General features: G+C 34.2%; 22 protein-coding genes. 3 read left to right on the top strand and 19 right to left on the bottom strand.

The window, feature by feature from the left end:
• Nucleotides 1-20: 20 nt before the first annotated feature.
• The 13 genes from N8A89_RS12445 to N8A89_RS12385 form a co-directional block, all read right to left on the bottom strand.
• Nucleotides 21-629, bottom strand: a complete 609-nt coding sequence (locus N8A89_RS12445; RefSeq protein ID WP_281542546.1) for an amidohydrolase family protein — start codon at nt 627-629, stop codon at nt 21-23.
• Nucleotides 626-1,513, bottom strand: coding sequence for an amidohydrolase family protein (locus tag N8A89_RS12440; RefSeq protein WP_281542545.1), 888 nt, complete (start codon nt 1,511-1,513; stop codon nt 626-628). Before N8A89_RS12440 ends, N8A89_RS12445 begins: the two co-directional genes overlap by 4 nt.
• Nucleotides 1,514-1,643: 130 nt before the next feature.
• Complete coding sequence (locus N8A89_RS12435) at nt 1,644-2,555, bottom strand: type 1 glutamine amidotransferase domain-containing protein (protein WP_281542544.1); 912 nt, start codon at nt 2,553-2,555, stop codon at nt 1,644-1,646.
• 75 nt (nt 2,556-2,630) lie between these two features.
• The gene (locus tag N8A89_RS12430) at nt 2,631-4,031 is read right to left on the bottom strand and encodes an alpha/beta hydrolase family protein (RefSeq protein WP_289644395.1); all 1,401 of its coding nucleotides are present in this window, start codon (nt 4,029-4,031) and stop codon (nt 2,631-2,633) included.
• Between the two features lie 109 nt (nt 4,032-4,140).
• Nucleotides 4,141-4,737 carry a hypothetical protein gene (locus N8A89_RS12425; protein ID WP_054557943.1) on the bottom strand — a complete coding sequence of 199 codons (597 nt, stop codon included), beginning with the start codon at nt 4,735-4,737 and terminating at the stop codon, nt 4,141-4,143.
• A gap of 7 nt (nt 4,738-4,744) precedes the next feature.
• Entirely contained in the window at nt 4,745-5,230 is a 486-nt protein-coding gene (locus N8A89_RS12420; protein ID WP_054557944.1) for an RNA polymerase sigma factor, read from the bottom strand.
• A 174-nt stretch (nt 5,231-5,404) separates the two neighbouring features.
• Nucleotides 5,405-7,201 carry a helix-turn-helix domain-containing protein gene (locus tag N8A89_RS12415; RefSeq protein WP_054557945.1) on the bottom strand — a complete coding sequence of 599 codons (1,797 nt, stop codon included), beginning with the start codon at nt 7,199-7,201 and terminating at the stop codon, nt 5,405-5,407.
• 432 nt (nt 7,202-7,633) lie between these two features.
• Complete coding sequence (locus N8A89_RS12410) at nt 7,634-9,853, bottom strand: CocE/NonD family hydrolase (protein ID WP_206507180.1); 2,220 nt, start codon at nt 9,851-9,853, stop codon at nt 7,634-7,636.
• Between the two features lie 45 nt (nt 9,854-9,898).
• On the bottom strand, nt 9,899-10,507 hold the full coding sequence (locus tag N8A89_RS12405) for a hypothetical protein (protein WP_054557946.1): 609 nt from the start codon (nt 10,505-10,507) through the stop codon (nt 9,899-9,901).
• Between the two features lie 129 nt (nt 10,508-10,636).
• Nucleotides 10,637-11,359, bottom strand: a complete 723-nt coding sequence (locus N8A89_RS12400; RefSeq protein ID WP_054557947.1) for a LytR/AlgR family response regulator transcription factor — start codon at nt 11,357-11,359, stop codon at nt 10,637-10,639.
• Nucleotides 11,346-12,437 (bottom strand): sensor histidine kinase, encoded by a 1,092-nt coding sequence (locus N8A89_RS12395; RefSeq protein WP_054557948.1) that lies wholly within the window; start codon nt 12,435-12,437, stop codon nt 11,346-11,348. The genes N8A89_RS12400 and N8A89_RS12395 overlap by 14 nt, the downstream gene beginning before the upstream one ends.
• A 325-nt stretch (nt 12,438-12,762) precedes the next feature.
• Nucleotides 12,763-15,918, bottom strand: coding sequence for an ABC transporter permease/M1 family aminopeptidase (locus N8A89_RS12390; RefSeq protein WP_281542539.1), 3,156 nt, complete (start codon nt 15,916-15,918; stop codon nt 12,763-12,765).
• A gap of 137 nt (nt 15,919-16,055) precedes the next feature.
• Entirely contained in the window at nt 16,056-16,943 is an 888-nt protein-coding gene (locus tag N8A89_RS12385; RefSeq protein ID WP_126591578.1) for an ABC transporter ATP-binding protein, read from the bottom strand.
• A gap of 208 nt (nt 16,944-17,151) precedes the next feature.
• On the opposite strand from N8A89_RS12385, the gene N8A89_RS12380 reads away from it, so the two are divergent.
• The 3 genes from N8A89_RS12380 to N8A89_RS12370 are packed head-to-tail and all read left to right on the top strand — an operon-like array spanning nt 17,152 to nt 18,642.
• The gene (locus tag N8A89_RS12380; RefSeq protein ID WP_126591579.1) at nt 17,152-17,943 is read left to right on the top strand and encodes a sensor histidine kinase; all 792 of its coding nucleotides are present in this window, start codon (nt 17,152-17,154) and stop codon (nt 17,941-17,943) included.
• Nucleotides 17,943-18,503, top strand: coding sequence for a LytR/AlgR family response regulator transcription factor (locus N8A89_RS12375; protein ID WP_289644391.1), 561 nt, complete (start codon nt 17,943-17,945; stop codon nt 18,501-18,503). Before N8A89_RS12380 ends, N8A89_RS12375 begins: the two co-directional genes overlap by 1 nt.
• Nucleotides 18,442-18,642, top strand: a complete 201-nt coding sequence (locus tag N8A89_RS12370; RefSeq protein ID WP_289644390.1) for a LytTR family transcriptional regulator DNA-binding domain-containing protein — start codon at nt 18,442-18,444, stop codon at nt 18,640-18,642. Before N8A89_RS12375 ends, N8A89_RS12370 begins: the two co-directional genes overlap by 62 nt.
• Before the next feature lie 298 nt (nt 18,643-18,940).
• Here N8A89_RS12370 and N8A89_RS12365 read toward each other — a convergent pair whose 3' ends face one another.
• The 6 genes from N8A89_RS12365 to N8A89_RS12340 all read right to left on the bottom strand — a co-directional run bounded on the left by N8A89_RS12365 (nt 18,941) and on the right by N8A89_RS12340 (nt 24,252).
• Nucleotides 18,941-19,627 carry a DUF4386 domain-containing protein gene (locus N8A89_RS12365; protein ID WP_126591581.1) on the bottom strand — a complete coding sequence of 229 codons (687 nt, stop codon included), beginning with the start codon at nt 19,625-19,627 and terminating at the stop codon, nt 18,941-18,943.
• A 31-nt stretch (nt 19,628-19,658) separates the two neighbouring features.
• On the bottom strand, nt 19,659-20,702 hold the full coding sequence (locus tag N8A89_RS12360) for a serine hydrolase domain-containing protein (RefSeq protein WP_126591582.1): 1,044 nt from the start codon (nt 20,700-20,702) through the stop codon (nt 19,659-19,661).
• A 39-nt stretch (nt 20,703-20,741) separates the two neighbouring features.
• The gene (locus tag N8A89_RS12355) at nt 20,742-21,596 is read right to left on the bottom strand and encodes a CPBP family intramembrane glutamic endopeptidase (protein WP_126591583.1); all 855 of its coding nucleotides are present in this window, start codon (nt 21,594-21,596) and stop codon (nt 20,742-20,744) included.
• A gap of 126 nt (nt 21,597-21,722) precedes the next feature.
• Nucleotides 21,723-22,832 (bottom strand): acyltransferase family protein, encoded by a 1,110-nt coding sequence (locus tag N8A89_RS12350; protein WP_054557955.1) that lies wholly within the window; start codon nt 22,830-22,832, stop codon nt 21,723-21,725.
• A gap of 21 nt (nt 22,833-22,853) precedes the next feature.
• Nucleotides 22,854-23,456: an ankyrin repeat domain-containing protein gene (locus tag N8A89_RS12345; protein ID WP_054557956.1), complete on the bottom strand. Its 603-nt coding sequence runs from the start codon at nt 23,454-23,456 to the stop codon at nt 22,854-22,856.
• A gap of 187 nt (nt 23,457-23,643) precedes the next feature.
• Entirely contained in the window at nt 23,644-24,252 is a 609-nt protein-coding gene (locus N8A89_RS12340; protein WP_054558036.1) for a hypothetical protein, read from the bottom strand.
• Between the last annotated feature and the right edge of the window lie 45 nt (nt 24,253-24,297).

Below are 24,297 nucleotides of genomic sequence, written 5' to 3'. Positions count from 1 at the left end.
ATTTCCTGTTTTCACATGTATTAATCGGCAAACTGCACGCGTATTAAAGGACTGTTCAGTAAGCTTACAAAAGTTTTTACATTCATATGAAAACTACCAGCAGCCGTTTCTGTAAACGCCTTTAGTTCTCTGAGTTTTTCTTCATCATAATACACACCGTTTAACAGTACTCCATTGATGCTTTTTGTATTATTTATATCCTGTAAGGGATTTTTATCCAGTAAAACCAAGTCTGCTTTTTTGCCTATTTCAATGGTTCCATAATCCTCGATTGCATTTGAGTAGGTGGCTGGAACCATAGTTGCACTTTGTAAAGCTTCAAGGTTGGTCAACCCAGCAGAAGTCAATTCGTATAATTCATCGTGCAAACTAAATCCGGCAAACACATAAGAGTCCATAACATCTGTTCCTGCCATAATGGGCACCCCCATTCTATGTGCCATGGATAGTTGATTTTTCGAAGCTTCAAAAAATTGTTCACTTACATTTTCACCTTTTCTTTCTAGATTTTTTTCTTTGTTATGGTCTGTATCATATTTCCACCATAACCGCTTTCTAATGTTGGTTACATATTTTAGATTTTCATTGTTGGTAAACTCATTTTTATGCGCATTGGCCTCAAACTTCAAGGTCTGTAAGGTAGGTGTCCAATAAGCTTTTTTTGCTGCATTAAACGCATCAATGCTTTTGCTTGAACACTGTCAAACTGGTGTACAATCTTTGCTTTTGATTTAGAAAAATAGGCTTTCCAATTCGTTGAATGCTTTAAACTATCCGTTTCCGGGAAACATTCGTACATGAATATTCGTCCGTGTTCAAAACTTCTTTGTCCTAGGTTAACCGCATCTTCCAAACTTAGAAACATGGGTTTATGACCTGCTAGATGCAACCCATATTCTGGTGCTTTTAATGCTAATGTTTTATAGGTGTCCTTTGGTAGCTGTTGGTACACCTTAATAAAATCCACCTTTTCATTTTTATAGAATTGTAGCAATGAATCTACTTGGGATGGATTTTGCAGTTTAAAAAAGTCTGGTGCATCTTCAGGAATGGCTTTTACACCATCCATTTGGTAACTGCTTTGTAATACGTATCTAGGTGTAACCCTGGTGTTAAGTTCTAAATCTTTATTCCATTGCAAACGTTCCTTACTACCCACCCAATAACTATCCTTTTCATTCAATTGACCAGACATATCTCTTACCCCAGTAATGCCATTTGCGATGTACAGTGGATGATGCAACCATTCTGAATGTTGATCGGAATGGGTATGCATATCCCATAAACCTGGAATTAGGAATTTATCGGTGCCATCGATTATTAAAGCATCATCGGAAACTATGATATTTGTACTATCAATTTTTGTAATACGAGAGTGCTCAATTAAAACAAACTGATGCTTAGCTATTTTACCTGTTTTAACATCGACAATACTTACATTTTTAATGATAGTTTCTTCGAAAGATTTTGGTGGTTGTAATGTATTCGTTGGCCATATATAAGCTGTTGCCATAACTATAACTACTATAGAAATTAATGCGCAACTAACTTTTAAAAAAATAAAACTTTTTTCTTCATTATTTAGCTTTTAGTAATCCCATTAAGTAACGTTGTAGCTTCCTCTTTTAAAAGATTTTTTTCAATTAGCTCTTCAAGTGTTTTTTTGCTTGTTCTGTGTTTTGAAGATTCAGCTGTGTTTTTGCTACTAATAACTGAAAGTTTTCATTGAAAAAATAAGGTTTACCAAAAGTGATTAAACGCATCCCTTTTTCTAACTTCTCTTTACTATCCTTAGCTCTTTGCACAGGCTTCACTCCTAAAGCATTCACCACAGCTTCCGCCGAAACTTTTGTGGAAGCTGGATTCTGCCCTGTTATAAACTTGCCAGAAATGACCACGTTTTCTAGCATAAAACTACTTTTTTGATATTTTGCACCTCTAGACTTTACGGCATCTTCCAATAAAAATGGGAATTCATCTATCCATTTACTCTTAAAAATTTTTTCTTCCTCATTAGAAAATCCTGTAATCCTTTCATTATCTAAAATATAATTGTTTTGGTGTTTCACATTAATAAAGGCAGAAGTACCATGACAAACAGAAGCCAAAACTGTACCTTTTCGATTGTATAGATTTAGTATTATATCTTGTAATGAAGGGTCATATGGAACATCGAACATTGCACCCTTACCACCAATAATATAGATAGCATCATAGTCATCTGCGTCTACCTGTGAAGTGGCTACTGTTTGTGAAAGTATGGAAGCTGTATTCTTATTTGTAAAAAAAGCATTATTTTTTTCTTTGGTTGCGTCAAATTTATCTGCCACAACACTACCACCTTTAGGACTAGCCACGGTAACCTTACTATTATTTGAAGTAAAAATATTGTAGGCATCTACAAACTCTTCAAACTCAAATCCTGGTCGTGTTTTACCATTATCTTTACCGTAACTACTTACAATTATGAGCACATTCTTTTGATTTTTGGAAGCAGACTGTGCAAAAGTTATCATTGTAAACAATAACAGAACTACAGTTATATATTTTCTCATGATTTAAAATTTATTATTAGACAAAACTAAGTTTAAGCCATTCTTAAACCATTCTGTTTTATGAATCCGAACGAATTAATTTACATGCTCTAATATCCAACTCGAAATTTCTTTTAATGCTATTGGGGAAAACGTTTGCTCTATCTTTTGATATTCGTCCATCTTTCCAGTTTCACACTCTTGAAAAAAGTGGTTTAAGTTTTCTAATTCTATGATTTTATAATCTTGATTACCTCCTTTAATCAAAGCTTGACGTATTCCATTTTGATTTATTTTGGCTTTTACTTGGGTATCTTTACTACCATTTAAGGACAATACAGGAATTTTTAATTTTTCGATTTCAGTAGCAGGATTGTAATTATAAAAATAGCGAACCCAAGGTGTAGTTCTTGTTTCGATTAAACCTTCAATAATTTCATTCACTTTGGCATCATTACCAACTAATGGTTCTAATATAGGAGCAATCGTTTTGTTGTAATGATTTGTCAATTCTTTTTTAATTATTGATAATTCGTTGTCTGAAGACGCAATTTTAATTGCTTTTCTAATGGCTCGTTCATATTCTGCTTCATTTGGTACAGGAAAAGGCCTCATTGATATAGACTGCATTAATGATATTTCACTCCCAGGAATTCCTGTAGAAGCCAATAAAACCATAAAAGACACGCCTTTTGTTTGATTTGCTGCTAAAGGAGCAATAATACCACCTTCGCTATGACCTATTAATCCGATATCATTAGCATCAATATCTGCTCTTGATTTTAGATACTTTACAGCACTTACTACATCTGTTGAAAAATCTTTTGTAGTAGCATTACTAAAATTACCTGTCGATTTTCCTACACCACGATCATCAAAACGCAAAACTGCAATACCTTGGCGAGTTAAATGATCTGCAATTATCCAAAAAAGTTTGTGATTTGCAAATGTTTCGTCTCTATCTTGTGGACCACTACCACTTATTAAAATAACAGCTGGAGATTTTCCAGATTTTTTAGGTATGGTTAATGTTCCAACAAGTGATACATTAGCTTCCTTATTCTCAAAAACTACTTCTTCTTCATTATAGGGATACGGTTTAACAGGTTCTTGAGGTCTATTATTTTTAGCTTCCAATTTTAGCTTTCCTTTTTTCAAGTTTAAAGGAAGTTGATTCACACCTTCGGTAAATGTGCCTTCAAACTGTTTTAATGTTTGATTGAATTTACCTTCGTACTTTACACCTAAGTTTGCACCATCTATAAGTAATACACCATTTTCAAAAGTCGTTTTTTGAGGTTTTAGAGCAGTAACACGTTGCTTGGGTATTGAAAACTCCGTAACATATTCATTTTCAATGTTTTTAATATTAAAAATAAAACTGATTTCTTTGTCTTCTCCTAATTTTGCTGTTCCGTTCCATATGCCTGTAATGTCTTGAGAAAAACTCAAAACCGAGTACATAAGTATAGCGCATGTGATGTGTATTTTTTTCATTTTATGAAGTTTAAATGTGTTAGAATTTGAACGTATTTTTCCTATCCGAATAACATTCAGAATTAAAATAAATACGTTACCTAGTTATGATTATTAGATTATGATAGGGCTAGTCTTCTAGTTCCTGCAATATGGTATTTGCTGACTCTGTTGCCTTCTTGTATTTTTTTAGTACCCATTGTGAGAATATAAACAAGACCCCAATACCAGAAGGGACTAACCAATTTAGCTTTTCTGTCATTGTAAATACATCGATATCTTTTATGATTTTACCAAATACAATAACCAAAGCTACCAGTACTAAAAAGCTGGTGTAAAAACTTATTTTTTGAATTTGCATAAACTTTGATTTACCTTTTGCATATGCTTCTACAGTTTCTTTAAAAGTGCTTTTAGATATATGCACAGACTTCATTTTTTGAATTGATTTTAAAGACAGCACAGGTAGTACCAAACAAGCAATAATTGCAAATACACCTGAAAGCTTTAAGTACCATACATCTAATGAATTAAAATTGCTAATAATAAACAGTACAGCAGCAAAACACATGAGTGCTGATATTGATTCTGGGACAGATATAGCCCGCATTTTAGTATTAAAACGTTCCTTGGTTAAATCTATAATCAATTGATCTGTCAATATTTTTTGTTGGTCAACTTTGTGACTCATATCTACCCATTGGGATTTCATTTCTTCTAGTTCCATTATTCTATTATTTCTTAATTTGAGATTTTAATTTGCTTTTAATCCTACCTAAACGTGTACCAATATTGGTATTTGTAAAACCAGTTATTGTAGCAATTTCATCATAGTTTTTACCTTCCAAATAAAGTAGTATAATTCCTCTTTCTACAATGCTGAGTTTTTTTATATGCGCATATAACAGTGTTACCCGTTCTTCCATAACCGTGTCAACATGGTCTATTTTATTTAAAAGAAAATCGTCAATGGATATTCGAGTTCCTTTTCTTTTTTCTTTTTTCAAATTGTTGATTGCGGTATTTAGTGCAATACGATACATCCAAGTACTTATTTTAGAATGCTCTTTAAAAGAATCGTAAGATTTCCAGAGTTGATACACAATTTCTTGGTATAGGTCCTTTTGATCTTCAGTATTATTTGAATAAATTCTAGAAGTTTTATAAATAATACCTTCGTTTTCTTTTATATCCTGAATGAATTTCTTTTTTGAATGCATTTAAAGATTATTACACTCTATTAGTTTATGAAGTGTCTAAAAAATCACAAAAAATGTGGTTTTAATTTTATAAAATATCCGTAAGGCATTGTTTTTCAAATATATACTATTTTAAAAAACTAACTAAAATTATATCGATAGAGAGCTTATAAAAGTAAAGTAAGAAATATAAGACTACTTTTTTTGGACACTTTTTAGGTAAGTGTTTGGTGTTGTGCCTTCTATTTTTTTAAAAAACGTATTAAATACGGTTTTAGAATTAAAACCACTATCGTATGCCACAGCCATTATGGTTAATCCTTTGTTTTCTTCTAGAAGAACGCGCTCTTTAAATTCGTTAACCCTAAAGGTATTGATATACTCAGAGAAGTTTTTTTGAAACCCCAAGTTTAATAATTGCGAGACATAATTGGCAGGAAGTTCCAAGTAAGAAGCTAAATCTTTTAAGGATAGGTCTGGATTTAAATACAGTTTGTAGTCTATCATTATTTGCTCTAGTTCCTTGCAGTACTTTTTGATTTCGTTGGAATCTAGTAAAGCCTGTTTATACTTCTTTTTCTGTTTATAATTTAAATTATCTGGAATGGCTTTTAGCATGATGTCTTTAAACCTTTTGTGATTTTTAACAGGTTTAAGAATTGGTGATGGATTAAGTAATAAAATTACGGGCAAACGATTATTGTATGCTTGAGTTATTAAATCAATTACCTTTTCGTTATTACCTAACAAGGCATTTACTAATATCAAAAACGTAAATGCCTTATCTACAAGATCAGTATTTAAATACGTCTCTAATTCTTTTAATCCATCATTACACTTTTCCGTTTCATTGAGTTTTGCATAGCACATGGTTTCACCTCCTAATTTGGTGAGGTCTTTCACAGAAACTCCTTCAAGTGAACCGAAATATGTCAAAGCTTCATTTGGTTTGCCTGACATCAATAAACAAATCCCTATATAAATTGGTGGAAAGGGTAACTTAGGGTCTAAATCTAATGCCTTTTTTAGATAAGGTATCGCAGTTTTATAATCTTCCTTCAAGTAGTATAAAAAACCCTTGTAATGATGATTTATAGCGGCATAAGGATCTAACTGTAAGGCTTTGTCAAGATAATTACTTGCCGCATCTAATTTTCCTTCTACGGTCAAAAAATTAGAAATGGTTAAGTAAATATCGTCTGCTTGTTGCATCTCCAAAGCCTTATTGGCATGTTCGTAAGCTTTCTTAAGATTCCAGTTTTGCCAGCATTCTATCCAAGCCAAATTCAATTGTGACCTTGATGAGTTTGGGTCTAGCTCTAATGCCTTTAACAAATAAGGTTGGGCCTTCTCGTATGCTTCAAATGCGGGCAAAAGCCCCATAGTTCCCATATTAACATAGGCTAGATTTATATCTAAATAGGGATTTGAAAAATTGGGTGATTTATGTATTACTTCTTTTAAGATATTGATACCCTTTATAGAGTTTTTATAATCTAGTTTCATGATGTAGTACCTTCCTTTCAAATATTCTCTATAAATAGCTACAGGTACATCAATAGCTTCTACTAGCTTATCTTCGATTTCGAGATGCCCTATGTGTTCGCGTAATTTTTCAGCGATAAACAGACTAATTTCATCTTGAATTTCAAAAATATTTTCAGGATTTCTATCAAAAGTTTCTGACCAGAAATGAAAGTCATCCAAAGCATCTATCATTTGCACAGTAATGCGCATTTTATTTTTGGATGTCCTTACACTGCCTTCTATAAATGTAGCTACCTTTAGTTTTTCCCTTATTTCTTTAGAGGTTGCTTTTTTGTTTTTAAAATAGAAGGAAGAAGTACGAGAGGTCACTAATAATACCTTTATAGATGCTAAGGCGTTAATTATTTCTTCGGTTAAGCCATCGCAGAAATATTCATTGTTAATATCATTACTCAAATTAACAAATGGCAAGACAGCTATTGATTTCTTATCGATTACAGGCATTATTCAAAGCTAAATTTACAAAAACCATATAGTTTATTTAACGATATATGGGAGAACCTTGCAAATACTTCTAAAGCTTGAAATGCCATAGAAACAAGTAACCAATTTGGATTCCATATTTACTTCTATGTATATCAATGATACCCCTTTTCAAAATAACTTTTTCAGGGCCTTAAACCTAGATACCGAAAAACAGGAAGTAAAGGTCATGGACTTCACTCTATTCCATAACTATTTGTGAGATGATACCAAATCCATTAAATTAGCCTATGGGGCTCGTTTTCTCAAATATCTTTACAATGGGACTCACCGCATCGTTACTTTTGCTTTGATCAATAGGTGCAACCCTGCAGCCCCTGTCCACGGAAAAAAATAGCCAAAAGGAGAATCGAATAGGCCTTTTTTGCCAATGATATACTAATAAGAATTTGGTTATTCCTTTAGGGAATACCAAACCGGTAAGGAAATACTACTATTACCTGAAAATATAATTTTTAACGGGACTTCTGCATCTTTAATATTTTCTTCATTCACATCCTTCCCCGTTCCATAATTAAGTTGTGCATTATTGTTTTTATTCACATTGACCACAGCTACCATCCTACTTCCTTTTTGTAGCTTTTTACTGATTAGTTTAGAATTGTCGAAAGACACTTGCGTTTTTTGATTCGGTGTCAATAAATTTCTTTGTTCTCGATCTGTAGCATAACTCGCTCTACCAATATAATAGCTTAAATGAAAGTAGTTCCCTTCTGGCGTTAAGTGATATAGGATAACGGAATAATCCACATCTTTTTTATTGATAGTAAATTCAAGATTTCCGAGGAAGGATCCATTTATAATCACATCCTCCTCTAAGGGTTCCGATTTAAAAAGCAATCCATCCTTTATATTGATGTTTTCTTTTTCTAAAGGCCAAGGATAATACCCTGTGTTATTCATGCTTTCTCTATCTTTAAAATCAACGGTTAAGTTAATTTTGGAAGCATTCGATTTCGATTTAAGCGCATAAAATTCATCCGATTTAGCATCACTTAAATGAAAAGTCAAGGTATCGTTGGTCATGGCACTTAAACTCGGTTTGTGCATCCATGTATTGGTTCCCATTACCTGAAAATTCACTTTATCCTTTAGAATACTTGGTTTTTCTTTACCTTTTAAGATGTAATCGAACCATTGATAAACCAAGTCATATCTAATGTCAATTAAGGCGGTTTTATCTAATTTGTAATTCCTTAAGAACTCCTGAGGTTGGGTTTGTGCCGTCCAATGATCGTAAGGTCCAACCAATACATAGTGATTTGGATTTTTTACATACTTAGTATGCTGGTCATAATAATATAGGGCTCCTCTTTGAGAATCGTCATAATAGCCTGTTATGGTCAAAATTGGAATGTTGATTTTTGAAAATTCTTGTTTATAAGGAATCATTTTCTTCCAATAAGCATCATAACTAGGATGCTGCATATAGGTATTCCATAATCTATTTACGTGTCCATCCAAGCTATCTAATCTATTAAAGGCAACTCCAGAGGTATACCACGTATTTTTTAAGGTATTCCATCGAGTAAAATCTTGGGAGGCTTTAAAATCCAAAAACTTAGTATTGGTTACATAAAAATTCCAAGAATAGGAATAATTATGTAGTATATTATTTTCCATTGGGTAATCAATTCCTGGTGCAATGGCTACCATGGGAACAATGGTTTTTAAAGCTGGATGCACTTTATATTTCATGGATGCCCATTGGGTAAATCCGTTATAACTACCACCGTACATTCCTACTTTTTGATTGGACCAAGGCTGCTTGCTAATCCAATCAATCACTTCATAAACATCTGTATTTTCATGTTCTAGAGGCTTTACCGCTCCTTTGCTTAATCGTTTCCCCCTTGTATTGGCGATTACTCCAACATAGCCTTTTGAGGCGGATAACATTGCCCCAGTCTCATTGGTACCTGCATAAATAGAAGCAATTAAGATGGCCGGTTTCTTCGCTTTAACAGATTCTTTTCTTTCAACCACTACTACGGAAACCTCTGCCCCATCTTTCATGGGCACTATTATACTGTCATTTATACGATATCTGCGTTTATGGTCTTGTTTTATTGCTTCAAAAAACAGATCTCTTGTGGATTCATAAACCATTTTCAAGAAATATTTGTGGATTAAATTTTGTGCAGTATCATTCGAAATCGTTTCAGTAGTTAAATTTTCATAAGTACGTTCAAAATCAGCAATAAAATAGTCCGTACCATCTCTCGCAATTAATGTGTCATCTAAATTCAGTGCCTGAAAATCATCGGCCTTTGTCACATAGGATTTATATAATTCTCTAAAGGCCACTTGAAAGTTAGGTGTGAGTTTTGCTTTGGCATACTGGTGATATAAATCTAAATAGATCTGTTCCGTTTTTGGCTTGTCCTTAGTTTCTTTCTCGATAGTTGCTATGGCATCGTCATATTTTTCACTTACGATTTGAACCTTGATTAAGTCCAATCCTGCCAATTCTTTTAGCGGATAGGATACAGCCAAAGCTTGCATTTGATTGGCAAGCGCCTTAGCATTGGACTTTGGTACCGTTTTAAATTCAAATCCTTGTCCAAAAGAAGTAAGATGAATTAGAAATAATATCAGCAATATTCTTTTCATGGTTTCCTTTTTAAAAGTGCAATTGAAAAATGCTCAATTTTCATTTTAGTTTGAATACAGTTTTAACTCCTCTTCGTATAAAAAATCATCTTGGGTTTGGATAAGTTTTATGAAATTTTTTATAGCCGGAGCATACAACCACACTTCATCCGTTTTGGCATTATACCCTCTCGAATTTGTAATTACACCTTTGTATTGAATCGTATAGGCCATGAATGTTCCTGCTTCTACTGTTTCTTCCTTAAAGGATAAAACCTCTACATCTTGACTTTGCTTTCCTGTGGTACCATCTTGACTTGTCCAATTTTTTTCATATTTCCACTTTTTACCCACTTCCAAAGGCCAGTCATATCTTGGCGTTTCGCTTTCTTCCGGTTTTACAATGTCTGTTATTGGAATCGTATCATTACCCATTGTCATCCCCAAAACACCATCTGCAATAACTACTTCTCTTGTATCTTCTCCCTCTGAACGTACCTCGCCTTCGGTAGTAACACCTTTATACTTCCAGATCCATTTTTCTCCAACGGAATAATCGGATAAAGTAGGTTGCGCAGCGATTTTTAAGGTGTCATTGGTGCATGAATATAGTCCCATAATGATCAAAACAATTAGAATTACAGGTAGGTGATAATTATTTTTGAAGTTACACATCGTTCTATTTTTTTAATTAAAATTTTATTTCTGAAGCAAAGAAATGATGAATATATACATGTGTAAAGGGAAAGTACAGGAACGTGAATAAAAGAAAATAAGCGTAAAATTAATTTACAAACCAATCAATTATAAGCTATTCCAGTTTTTAAACTTAACAGACTGTCGGCTTGAAACTTCAATCTTTTCACCAGAAATCAAGATGATGTGTAGCTTATTATTAAAATGCGGGTGAATTTCTTTAATAAAATGTGTGTTGATAATTTGACTCCTATTGGCTCTAAAAAACACGGTGGTATCTAACTTTTTTTCAAGTAGATTTAATGAACGTTTGATCATAGCCTTTTTACCACCAAAGTATAGGCGCGCATAATTATCCATCGATTCAATATAGTAGATATCAGAAATTGGAATGAAATAACATTTTTCGCCGTCTTTAATAAAAATCTTTTTATGCATGGGCAAAACATCTTGTGACACCTTTGCCTTCTCTGCCAACTCCTGTTTTACTTTTTCTATGGTTTTTGCAAAGCGTTCTTCCCGTAAAGGTTTAACCAAATAGTCCAATGCGTTTAATTCGAAAGCTTTTACAGCGTATTGGTCATACGCAGTTGTAAAAACAACTTCTGGAACGGTGGTTAATTCTTCTAATAAATCAAATCCTGACTTTTCAGGCATGTGTATGTCCAAAAACAATAGGTCTGGATCTTCGTCCGCTACTAATTTTATAGCCGCATCCACATTGTTTGCCTCTCCAACCACGATAAATTCCGGATATTTTTTTAAAGCACGTTTTACCTCTTCTCGCGCTAAACGTTCATCATCGATAATAACCGCTTTATATGTTTTCATCTGCTCTGTAGGGTACTAGTATAGTCGCTTGTACTATATTATTAGCTATTTCTTCTAAAGTAAAAGAAGCCTCTTTATTATATTGAAGCTCCAAGCGCTTCTTTAAGTTCATTAAACCTAAACCATTTGCAGATTTAGTATCATTTAATTTTCCTGGATTTTGAACTTGTATATAGACTTGATCTCCGTTCTTATCAATTTTCAAAGTTATTAACCCACCTTCAATAACTTTGTCAATTCCGTGTTTAATGGCATTTTCTATCAATAATTGGATGCTCAAGGTTGGAATTTTAAAATGGGCTAACGTCTTATCAAGAGTGATGTCTATTTCCAATCGTTCTTCAAAACGAAGTTTTTCCAACTCTATGTAATCATTTACTAAAGCTAATTCGTTTTTTACTGAAATTAAGTCTTTATCTTTTTCATATAAAGAGGAACGTAATAAGTCGGACAATAAGTCTATCCCACGTCTGGCTACATTAGGGTTCTCAACAATTAAGGACTTTATGGAATTCAAGGAATTAAATAAAAAATGTGGGTTTAGTTGAGCCGATAAATTATCTAATTGTGCTTGTTTCGCCACTAAGGAAAGTTGAGCATATTCTCTTGCCGTTACAACTTCTTTTTGATAATAATGATACAGATGATACGCTAAAATCCAGATAGACATTAACCGTAAACCGGTAAGTAATATGGGATCCCAATAAAGAAGCGATACCCATATATTCTTATCTTCTTCCGCTATCAAGGTCCAATAGCCATACCACTTCAAATTGTTTAAAAGCACATATAAAAAAGCCAATAAAAGTATACTGGGAATTACACGAACAAGCAGCTTTTTAATGGGTAATTGACTCCAATTTGCCTTTAAAGCATATGTTCTGTACATGTGGGTCAGGAAAATTCCAATGGCAACATCTAAAACATAATTACAGAAAGTGTAAAACACCCCATAGTCATCTCTTGTGTATACCGTGTATGCCCAATAAACAGAAACAGTACACCATCCTAGTAATTGGCACTTCCAATAAAGGGCGTTTGTTCTATTACTTTTGAGTGTTTTTGTACTGATATTCATTCATATACAAAGAAACACATTGATTTTAAATTCGGAAAGGAAAAATACATAGACGCACGATTGAAGGTTTAAACGTAATTCGAAATAAATTTTTCTCCCATACCTATTACCCTCCCCTCCCCCTATAGCTATTGGGCCAGGGCCTATAATTAGTGTTTACTCGGGTCATTACTTTTTTTAAAATAATACTTATCTGACTTTCCGCTGCAGCATATTCATTGTTAGTTATTTAGTTTGGTATTCATGGCCCTCGTAATAAACTATAATTTTTATAAGATGTTCAAACTTAATTTCGCAACCTGGTAAAGTGCCATAAGCCAAGAAATTACAATTCTACAGGCTTAACACTTTCAAATTGATCAACTAGTATATGCTGTAACGAATCTGGTGTAACCGCTCTAAAATAGCCTAACAAGTCTTGACTGGTGGCATAGCGATTGGTTTTCATTTTAAGCTTACCGTTAGTGGTATTCCAATTTTCCAAAAAGCGTCTTAAAGCTTTATTGACCTGCTCCTCGCCTATTGCCTTTTGAAATTGATACATGTTAATGGCACCTTTAGCATAATAAATATAGTCTTGATTATCTACTAATGCTAGCGTTGGTTCTGCTCCAGATTCTCTGAGTTTGCCTTCTTCGTATTTCTCTAATTGCAACTCTAAAAATTGATGAACCTTTTCTTTTGGATAGTGCGCTTTTAAAACCATCATGGCTGCATATTGAGAAAGTGTTTCCAAAATAAAGTATTGCCCTTTTACATTTGCGGCTTCTACTTGCATAGCAAACCATTGGTGGGCAATTTCGTGTGCAGTTACATAAAATGCCATATCTACATCGGTTTCATCATCAATATCTAAAACAAAACCTATAGATTCTGAGAATGGAACAGTGCCCGGAAATGATTGTGCAAATTGCGCATAACGCGGAAACTCCATGATACGTAACTGTTCATATTGATACGGACTGAAATTTGTGCTATAGTAATCCAATGAGGCTTTCATAGCCATCATCATTCTATCTATGTTATACTCATGACCTTTATGATAGTAAACTTCTAAATCTACTTGTTTCGAAATAGCATCAGATTTTGAAATCCATTGGTCTTTTTTTATGTCATACCTTGCTGAAACAATTGAGTAAAAATCAATCATTGGAATTTCCATTTTATAATGAAAATAATTACGATTATTTTCTGTCCACTCCCTCAATAAATTCCCAGGAACTAAAGCTGTTTGGTTAATTTCTGTTCCTATGACCATTTCAAAATGAATACCGTCAGAATCACTACCAGATCTTGCATTAACTAATTCTTTAGGGTCATTTCTATTTGCTCTATTTGTTCTTTCAGATAAATTATATTCTGAACGTTCATCCCTATCACTTAGCTCATATTTTCTGTTGTAGCCTAATGTTGGAAAGTCTTTATTGTTAAAGAATGTTCCATTTTCAACAATATTAGCATTTGAATTACCTGCTTCAAATCCATTCGTAGTGAATGATTGCTTAAAGTTCATTTTAATTGAATCTCCAGGATTCAAAGAGCTATGCAACTGATAGATAGTATAATCGTAGGTAGCGTATGTATTATTTTCTGTTGCGCCTCCATCAAAAGTGACAGCATCTAATGTGATATTCTCTTCAATTAGTTTCTGAATATGAATCTCATTAATGGGTTGCGCATTGGTGTTTTTTAATATATAATACCCTTCCACAGTATAATCTCTTGATGAAGGATACAATTCCACTTTTAAATTCACATCTACTATTTTGGGCTGTGGTACATATTCAAACTGTTTGAGTTCTTTTTCATAAGCTACTCTAAATTCAGTTGCTTTAGTATTGGTCCAATAGGTGTTTAAAATATTCGTATTGTAAAAGATTAAACTTCCCATTAGTATAAATACTAAAAAGACCATAGAAGCAACTATAAAAAGCGGCTTGCTCAATCTGTTTTTGCTAGCTCTTATGCGTTGCATTAAATTGGTTTCAGTACCTCTTACGTTTACTAAAGACCCAATAATTAGTAATAGTATTCCGAAGAGAAACCAATACAATTTAATTAACAGATAGGGTTTTAAAAAATGACCATAACCATTCATATCAGAATACGTTCCTAAAGCACTGCCTCCGAAAAAATATAAATCGTGATCAAACCCGAATAAACCTAAAGCAACATTGGCAATAAAAAATACAATCACCAACATTATGCCTACAAACTTATGGTTTACCATAGATTGAATAAAAAATGCAATGCATGTATACAGTGCTAAAAACGGTAAAATCTCTAAGAAGAAACCATAAAAATAGACTTGGAATTCATATTTGTAATACCCTCTTAATGTTTGAAATATAATTCCCGACCCAATTAAAGCGAGCATGAGTACAACATAAATTAAGTTCAACCCAATGTACTTACCGGCTAATTTTAAAAAGCTAGACATGGGTGTTGCATCATAAATTAGATTGAGCTTTGCACTCCTCTCCTTCCAGACCAATTCTCCGGAATAAAAGACCAAAACGATGATAAAGAAATAAATGGATGTTTCTTGAAGTTCTTCAACAATAAAGTAGGTTGCCGGATAGCTATCAACGCCATATACCGTACCGAGATTTACGGAATTAATGAGGATGATAATCATCCCACAAATAACAATTCCCCAAAATGATGCTTGCTTGCAAATACTGATAAAGTAAAACCACGAAAACTCTTTTAACTGTGTCCATTTAGATGGTAAACCATATTGTTTTTTAACTTTAGGGATTTCTATATCAGTATTTACATAGGCACTTTTAGCTGCCAATTTTTGAATTCGTTTTCGCTTTGATTGCTTTTCTTTAACAACATTAAAATTGAATTTTTTATAACCATAGATTAGCGCAAGTATTCCTAGAGTTACCCAAAACAGTTTGTTATACATCAATACCCCTAAAAAAGTTAGTTCTTGTGTACTTTTTTCTAACGCTGACCAAGACTTTGTCGCAAAAGTGGTTGTTGTTAGCGAAAATGGATCTAGAATGGCTTGCCAAAATTCATGAGTGATAGCTTTGGTTAGCATAAAAATCACAAATAAAATAATACCTTGTGTATAGACTACCACCAGGTTTCTGCTTAAAGCACCTGTAACAAAAAATAACGAAGCTCCAAAAAACAACGTTGGTAACGTTACCATTAAAAATGTCTTTATATAAACAATGGCATTAAACCCTAATAGATCTTCTGGATTATGCCATGGCATAAATTCGCTTAGCATCATGCCAAATAAAATACCTGTAAATGCAAATAGCAAAACTGCAAACGATCCTAAAAATCGACCTTGTAAATAATCTTTTTTGTTGATTGGTGCAGAAAATAGCAATGATTCAATATTGTATTCAAAATCCCTTAGTACGGAAACGCCCATTATCATTGACGCTAAAATCATAAATATACCGGTAATGGCTCCCATAGTTTTTGCAATCACTATGGGTGAATTATTTTTCATCAACCCCATGTCTGAACCTTGAAAAATAAAGTCAACACCAACAATTGAAAATAGAAATAGAAAAAGGAAGAATACATAGGTGTCCGGTCGTTTAATTCGGTATTGTATTTCGAACTTAAAAATAGTATACCACATAACTAATTAGATTTAAGGTTAGTATTATTGAATATTTCCGAAAAATAGACATCCTCTAATTCGGCATTAATAAGCGAAAAGCCGTCTCCTGGATTCGTATCACTTACGATATGAATGGTTGGTTTTCCAAGAAATAATCGTTCACTGATGACCTGATAATTTTCTTTATATAGGTTCAATTCTGATTTTTCGATTGTTTTTTGATAAACTCTACCTTTTAAACTTTCTAGAATCTTTAGAGGCTTTCCTTTTAAACAAACTTGCCCTTTATTAATAATGGCCATATTTGTGCAGAGTTCTTTGACATCGTCAACAATGTGTGTGGATAAAATAACCACGGTATGTTCCCCAAGCTCGCTTAGAACATTGTAAAATCGATTGCGTTCTACAGGATCCAATCCTGCTGTTGGTTCATCTACAATAAGTAACTTCGGATTGTTAAGTAAGGCTTGTGCAATACCAAAACGTTGCTTCATCCCACCAGAAAATCCTTTAAGATTTTGTTGTCGCACCTCATATAAATTGGTTTTATACAATAGCGCTTTCACCAATTCTTTGCGTTCGTTTTTATTAGTGATGCCTTTAAGCACTGCGAAATGATTGAGTAATACCTCGGCAGATATTTTTGGATACAAACCAAACTGTTGCGGTAAATAACCTAATACCTGCCGCAATTCATTTTTTTGTTTTAATACATCGATGTCTCCAAGAATAATGGAACCAGCATCGGCTTCTTGCAGTGTTGCAATAGTTCGCATTAACGTAGACTTGCCTGCACCATTTGGGCCTAATAGACCAAACATGCCTGTCGGTATATCTAGTGAAATGTTTTGTAAAGCTTTGATTCCGTTTGAATACGTTTTTGATAGATTGTCAATTCTAAGTTCCATACTGTTCGTTTTTTGATTGATTGAGGCAAACTTATGGTGGGCCTTAATTGTAAAAAACAAAAAGTGACACATCTCATGTTAGGCGTGATACAAGACCTTAAGAAGGGTGCAAACGTACTTTATCCCTACTAAGTAGGTGTTTATCCCTCTGTATCTATTGTTTGTCAACTAATTTGTAGGAGGAATTTTATTTAATTAATCTTGACCTATGAAGTTGAAAATATCAGATAGAAAAAAGAAAATTATAAACAGGGTTTATAAGATATCCCTTGTAATTATAGGTTTAGTCATTGTAATCTTTAATGACACTTTTGGTAAATTAGAAGGGTTTGCTGAGTTTGTTGTATTGTACTTTATTCTCTTAATCATTACAATTGCCCACTGGGTTTTTAAACAGATCAAATCAATTATTCGATTAAAGAATGAAAAAGAAAAAACAGAATTACTGCATTTAAAAAGTCAGGTAAACCCACATTTCTTCTTCAATACACTCAACAATTTGTATGGATTAATGGAAAAAGATTCTAAGGAAAGGGAAATGGTACTTAAACTTTCTGATATGATGCGATATAGTATTTATGAGGGCCAAAAAGATCGGGTTAGCCTCAAACAAGAATTAGATTACTTAAAAAACTATATTGAACTTCAAGGAATACGCTATCATAAAAAGTCTGATGTTCAATTTAATTCTGAAATTGAGCATCCGCAAGTTAAAATTATGCCTTTACTATTTATTATTCTAGTAGAGAATGCGTTTAAGCATGGCTTGGAAAATTTAGAAAAAGACGCGTATATCCATATTAATTTAACCGAAAAGGATAATAACGTAAACTTCACAATTGAAAATAATTTTGAATTACAACAAACACCCAATACAGAAGGTATTGGTTTAAAAAACTTAAAGAGAAGATTAGAGCTAGTTTACTCCAATAAGCATTCTCTTTCTTTTGACGTAACCGCCAATAGTTATAAAGTTAAACTATCTCTAAAATTAAAATAATGAGATATCTAATCATAGATGATGAACATATAGCCCACAAGATTATCATGGAATATTGTGAAATGCTTCCGCATATGAAGTTGCAGAAAAACTGTTATAGCGCTTTGGAAGCGCTTGAGTATTTGAATACACATCAAGTTGACTTAATCTTTTTAGATATAAATATGCCCAAATTAAAAGGATTTGAATTTTTAAGAACCTTATCATCACCTCCTAAAGTTATTGTCACGACAGCCTATAGTGAATTCGCAATTGAAGGCTACGAATTAAACGTTGTAGATTACCTGTTAAAACCTTTTAGTTTAGAACGTTTTTTGAGTGCTATTAATAAAGTAACGTCTTCGACCATTAGTACAATAAGTATGGCAAGGCAGCAGAATATAAAGCCTGAAGGACAACATATTTTTTTAAAGCAAAATAATAGTCATGTTCAGTTAGCTATAGATTCCATACTATTTATTGAAGCTTCTGGCAACTATACCAAAGTTGTTACTACTGATGGCATCATCAGCATTCGAGAAAAAAATATCGGATACGATACAATTATTTTCAGACAATGATTTTCTTCAAGTTCATAAGTCTTTTGCCGTTGCAAAAAAGCATATACGTAGTGTAGAAGGCAACAGAATTTACATTGGAGATCATATTGTGCCTATTGGTAAACTGTATAAAACAAATATCATTCAATTATTGAAATAAGTAATTGTTTGTTCTAACAGTAAGTTGCCAACTGTTTTGTGTATGTGTAGTAGCGAATTTAGAAACACTAACTTTCAAAAAGTAATTTACAAAATAAAAAATAATAGCGATTTGAATTAGAACTCAAATCACTAGTTCTTATAGACCTCTTAAGTTTGATTCTTTTTAAATTGATTGTATAATAAGAAAGAACAAAAGAGAGCTTTAAGGTTAGTAATTAAGGTGAAGCTTAAAACTTCGATAATCCCAAAGCTTCGGGAGTAATACTCTCTTTGTTGTATGCCTTTTTAATTTAATTTTACTCGTTGCTAGGTCTTATGCCAAACATTAATAAATAACCTATCATCCAAAATTCTCCGATGGTTGCTGGTAGAATAAGGAATCTATTGTAGCTAAAATCAATTCCTGCGTAGCGGATAAAGGTGGTAATTAGATAGCCTATACCCCCTAAAATAATAACTCTCCCTAACCAGACGGGCATCCTTTTAGATTTAATGACGATATAACCCATGGGAAACAGCCAAAGCCCAAAGAAAAGACCACCAATACCCCAAGCATTTGAAATTATATTTTGAAAAACCTGAATTAGTACAACCTTATCTTCCATAACACTTATGTCAGAATTAGCAACACCTATTGCAGAGGCGATTGAAATTGCACTTATCATAATCGCTAAAGCATTTACCATTCCCCATATACCTAAAGTCCAAGCTTCCAATTCATAACTATCTTTAAACAATTTGTAAAACCAAACTGCGGTAAGTGCTTGAGATATTACGATAGCAAACTCAAAGAGCAACCTAATTCTTGCGGTGGATTCTAATTCTACCAAATTCGTTAGCGTTTGTTCGGGGTTTCCAGAAACAAATATTTGAGAATGAAAGACCATAAACCCTAAAATCCCTGAAATAGCCATCATTAAATACCACACTCCAGTTATTCTTGCAGTTTTAATCAATTGTTTTTGTTCTGTATTTCCGATCATAAATGATTTGATTTTAATTTTAAGGTATTGGTTACTTTCTGCTTTTCAGGATTTTTACAATTCTATTATTAATTTTTTCTGATACGTTCCAAGAGTATCCGCCACTAGTATTTACAAATTGAACAACCACAGCATCAATATCCTTGTGATACTTGGCAATACTGCTGTAACCTGGTAATAATCCTGTATGTTCATATACATAGATTGATGTATAAATAGCTTGTTCCTTATCATTTAGCAAGGAGCCGTCGTTCAACGCCCTCAAGAATATACCCACATCCTGTGCTGTAGCCACCATGGAGCCGGCAGGGCTTACAAAATCATTGGGCTTTAGGTCTGGCTCATAGTCTACGGCATATCCGCTCATAACATCGTCTAAATTCACTTCACTTAGCAAACTGTAGGTATCGTTGAGCCCAAGGGGCATTAAAACTTCCTTTTTGATAAATTGGTGATGACTGTATCCCAATGTTTTATCCAAGATTTCGCCAATCAACAGATAATTGGTATTTGAGTACCTATATTTTTTATCCGGTTTAAAATCGGCAGGAGTATCGAGGACCAAATCGAGCGATTCTTTAGTGTTTTTAGAATAATCGTTTACCCAAAAACCTGGAAAGTCCGTGTAGTTCGGAATACCAGACCGATGTTGCACCATCATTCTCAAGGTGATTTTATCGGCATTTTCAATTCGTCCCACCAGTTCCGGCATATAATCAGCGAGCGTTTTGTCTAAAGACAACTGATTGTCATTAACTAATTTTGCTACGGCAACAGCAACATACAACTTGCTAATGCTGGCAATCCGGAATAAAGCTTTTGGGTTGGCAGGAATCTTATTTTTTCGATCCTGCCAGCCAGCGGCATAAAACTCAGGTGGCTTTCCAGCTTGGTCTACATAAACAATCATGCCGTCCAAACCGTATCCAATGGCATCATTGACCTGTTCCTGAACCGTATCTGGTAATGGTGTTAACAGTAATCTTAGCAAAATCCATGGCACAAAGAATAGTGAGCTGATGCTTGCCATAATTAATATGATTTTGAGTATTCGTTTTGATTGTTTCTTTGCCATAATACGATTGTTTGTTTTTTCATTTTATTGTCTTAAAACCTATAGGTTCTCAACTTTCGCCTTTCGCCAAAAATAGATGGCAAATAGCGTCGTAATAATCGGTAGCATGAGTCCGTATTCATCTATCCAAAAAGTCGTGCAGTTATTTGTTATCGTCAACGGCGTGAAAATCTTCTGTATGAATATATTGTGTACGGAATGAAATAGGGCCGCAGGCCACAAGCTGTTGGATTTAAAAGTATAGTAGGCCAAAATGACCGAAATTGCAACTATCATTACGGTAAAAGCTGTAATGTGTAGCAACAGGTTTCCACTTCCCTTGTATATCAAAAAGATAATTGGCCAATGCCATATCGCCCAAATCAATCCGCTAATCATGGAAACACCACCAAAGGAAAATAGTTTCCGAAGTTCGTAGTTGAAGAATCCCCGCCATCCTATTTCCTCGCCCAATGTCGAACCAATGTTCTTTACAACACCAACAATAGATAAGAGAACAATCATAGTCAATAGTATAATTGTACTACTGAAACCTTCCATGCCTAATTCTTGCGACCACTCGGTGATAGTTTCCTGATTGAGCACATTTCCAAAACCGAAAACCCAAATCAATACATAGGCAATCATAATATAGGCTACCGGAATCAAATAGGATAGGCGTAAATTTTTCAAACTTTTCAGACCCCATGGAAGACTTGAAATCGGTCTTTTCAGTAGCTTTAATGTAATAAAGGCGGATAATGCAGGGCTCATCATTAAAGCCCCGACATAGATGCTTGTAGGGTTCAGCTTGAGTATTGCGTAATAACAGATAGTACTTAGCAGGGTCAAAATACCCAAAAACAACAGTATCGTTTTCCGGACTTCTTTGGGATGGCTTAATTTTTCCGACATTTTAATATTTTTAAAGAACACTTAATAAACCGAGGCTTGTTACATTTCAACTTTCAAGACTATCAAAAAAGTAACATTAAAGTATCTTAAAAAGTGTGACCAATCGTTCGGTTTTTTAAATTGGAACTAATTTGAAGAGTCCTTAATTTTTAGATGATACATTTTCATGAGCTTTTTTGCTTTATTGGATTTCCATTTAAGTCCAAACAATGGCTTTAAGAATCCAATCCTTTTAATAATAAATTCATAAATGAGATAGCAGGCTAAACCTGTAAAAGCTACAATACCTACGAATTTCAATAAGATAGGTATTTCCAATGGCAATATGAACATAGCCCCTGCGTACAAAACAAACATGTGTATGATATAAACAGGATACGCTGCTTGGCTCAAATAACTCAGGATTTTACTTGGTTTGTTCAAGTACTTATATCCGAGGCCGAAAACGCCGAAAATCCAACAATTGGATTCGATAGCCGTAAGATAACCGGGTGCTTCCGTCGCGTAATTAAAATATCTTATGCCGAACAGCACGGCGGCCAAACCAATATATAACCAGCGCCATTTTAAAACGGTCTGCCAGAATGTTTTACCACTGTACACGAAAAGAAAGCCGAAAAAGAAGGCCAAAAATCCAATAAAAAAGCCATGCCAAGTCTCCGCATATAGGGCGAATAGCTGGGGTTTTACCAGTAATGCTTCAAGCACAAAAAATATAGAAATCGACAAAGGCCCAACAGGATTACCCATGAATTTGGACAAGCCGTTTTTAAATCTTCCATTCTCGTTCTTTTTCAGATAGAAAAATAAGGGCAGTAACAGCAGGACGTATGCAAAAATATTCCCTAGAAACCATAAATGCCCTACATGCGGATAATAGCCCAACGGCATATCATAATACGTCTGAAAAATATACATGTGTAAGGTGGTTATGGCTATAAAGCCAAAGACGAAGGGTAAAAGAATACGCTTTGTCCGTTCCAGAAGCAATTGTTTCCAGTTTCTCTTGCGCATGGCAAAATAGAGCCCCATTCCCGAGACGTAGAACAAAAGTGGAATCCGCCAGACGTTTAACATGGTCATTGGTTTCCATAAACCTTCTAGAAATTCATCGCTTCTGATAAAGCCAATGAACATGGCCCAAGGTTGAAATACAATGGCGATGTGATAAATGAGCAGCAAGCCAATGGCAATAACCCTTAACCAATCAATATCATATCTTCTTTCAGTTTTCATCATGTTTAATTTTAAAATCGATTATTGCAACATCATTGCTATGACCGGGCGGGTTTTTTCGATTTCGGTCAACTCAATTTGTAAACCTATCGGCCCTAATTGCTGCTGTAGCATTTCATAAATGGGTTTTATTTCTGCAAATGGCCCCATAACACTTTCCCTTGGTGTCATACCAAAGTTGTTTTTAGCGGTCTTATCGGCTTTGGCATCAATAAGTGACTGTACGACTTCGACTCTACAAAAGAATGCGGCCGTATGCAAAGCTGTTGCACCATCGTTATTTTTAGCCGATAAATCCGCACCGGCATCAATAAGGGCTTGCGCAATTTTATGCTTTCCAAAGCTCGCGGCAGTGATTAGTGGTGTGGCCCCGGTCATAGGGTCTTTTTTGTTCAAATCTGTTCCTGCCGAAATATGCTGTTTAACGGCTTCAAGATTGTCCGATAGTATCGCTGTTTGAATATCCATTTCTGGTGCATCAACTACCGACTTGGTTTCGGTACTGGTGGTTACTTCGGTTTTTGATTTACTGCTTGTTTGACCACATGCGGTCGTAAGTAAAAGAAGGCCTAATGACATGTATCCCAAGGTTCTTAATGTGTTAATTCTAAATGGTTTATTCATGATTATGTTATTTAATTTTAATAGGTATTCGTGAATCTTTGATTTCATGATTATATTTTTTTGATTATTGCTATTATTTTTTCTTTAGTAAACGACCTCGGGGCAAGCCCGCAATGCATTCGTAGGAAACGGACTTTTAATTTCGAGGCAAGCCTTGGGATATTATACCCTTTGGCGGTGCAAATGATTAAAACCAGCTAAAGCCAATTCCTAAACTAAATTGCACCACCTCTCTGTCATTATTATTATCTAGCTTTACACCACCCAGGAGTAATTTGGATTGGACGTTTAAGGCAAATTTGTTTTTTCTGTACACTTCGTAACCCGTGCTCGCCATAACAGCTAAACCCGTATTCCAATCTTCATTTATGTTATCTTCAATATCATATAATGCAGGGCCATCTATGGCTAAACCGGCACCACCATGTATCCACCACCGGTCTTTTACCCAGTACTGAACAGAAGGTATAATGCCTCCAAAGTGCCTGTCGTTATCATTAAGCGTGTAAATCATTCCAGGTGCAGAAACGGTAACGGCTAAACGGTTGTTCAGCATATAGCCAAACTTTAATTCAGGAAAAGTGCCACCGCCTTGGGTATCATCAAAACTTTGGGTTCCAGCACTATCTTCTATACTGATTATACCGCCACCTAGACCAAATTCGAAGATAAAACCATCTCGGTTAAAGCTGTTTTGAGTGTTAGAAATGTTTTGTGCAAATGCTAGTGCAGATATTAAAGTAAAGGCAGCACACGCCACTTTTAACTTAGCTTGTTTTTTGATTGTTTTACTCATGTCTTTGTTATTTAATTTTAATAGGTATTCGTGAATCTTTGATTT

Origin of the sequence: Maribacter aestuarii, from assembly GCF_027474845.2 — a bacterium.
GTDB classification, from domain to species: domain Bacteria; phylum Bacteroidota; class Bacteroidia; order Flavobacteriales; family Flavobacteriaceae; genus Maribacter; species Maribacter aestuarii.
Note: the sequence above shows the minus strand (reverse complement) of the source record. Positions and strands in the feature narration are given on the sequence as shown.